The sequence below is a fragment of the Helicobacter sp. MIT 14-3879 genome, assembly GCF_003364125.1.
On sequence record NZ_NXLP01000158.1, the window covers coordinates 1 to 1,144 of the forward strand.

Below are 1,144 nucleotides of genomic sequence, written 5' to 3' on the forward strand. Positions count from 1 at the left end.
ACACCCAAAAATAAAAAAAAAAAAACAAAAAAAAATTTGATAAAAATAAAACCCAAATAAAAAATTAAAAAATTTTTACCTCCCTAAATTTTAACTTTTTTAGGTTTAATTTTATTTTTTTTAAAAAAAAAACCTTTAAAGGGTTTTTGCCTCGCCCTTTTGATAAATTCAATAATCCTTAAATGTTGCTTAGGTGAGATTTTTGCTTACATCTTTTTTTTTTTTTTTTGGAGTGATTAAGGTGTTGAAGCGAAAACGCTCATAAAAATGAATAAAATAAGTTATTTGGATTCTTTGTGTGTTAAAATCAAATTGTTTGATTTTACGGCTTTTTGTGAAATAAAGTTTTATTTTTTAGAATTTTTTGCTTGAAAGTTGTGGGTATTTCTCTTGTTTAACTATTAATTGTGATTCTCTTTAAAAGACAATAAACCACCCCCACTAAGATTCTAAAGACGCAAAGAATTTTGTGTAATTTTTAGATATAATGCCTTTTCCTCATTATTGTTATTGAGACTTGCATTTTATTAACAAAGACCTTTATTGAGCTCAAGGAGACCAAATTAATGAATTATATTCCCTATGTTATTGAAAAAACCGGACGAGGAGAACGCAGCTATGACATTTACTCAAGACTTTTAAAAGATAGAATCATTATGTTAAGCAGCGAAATTGATGATAACGTAGCTAGTTCAATTGTAGCACAGCTTTTATTCCTAGAGGCGGAAGACCCGCAAAAAGATGTTTTTTTGTATATTAATTCACCGGGAGGAAATGTTACAAGTGGCTTTAGCATTTATGATACAATGCATTACATCAAACCAGATATTTGCACAATATGTGTAGGGCAAGCCGCATCTATGGGAGCATTTCTCCTGAGTTGCGGGACAAAAGGCAAACGCTATGCCTTACCTCATTCGCGTATTATGATTCATCAACCCCTAGGCGGTGCTAGAGGACAAGCAACAGATATTGAAATTCAGACAAAAGAAATTCTACGATTAAAAAACATTATCAACGAAATCTTATCGAAAAACACTGGACAAAGTGTTAAAAAAATCTTACAAGATTGTGAAAGAGATTTTTATATGAGCGCAGATGAAGCCGCTAAATATGGCATTATTGATAGTGTTATGAGCAGACA

1 protein-coding gene is annotated in these 1,144 nt (G+C 30.8%); it reads left to right on the forward strand.

Annotated features, from left to right (window positions below; translation table 11 throughout):
• Positions 1 to 566 precede the first annotated feature (566 nt).
• A partial coding sequence (gene clpP / locus CQA44_RS12120) for an ATP-dependent Clp endopeptidase proteolytic subunit ClpP (protein WP_115547432.1) occupies positions 567 to 1,144 on the forward strand: 578 nt, incomplete at its 3' end.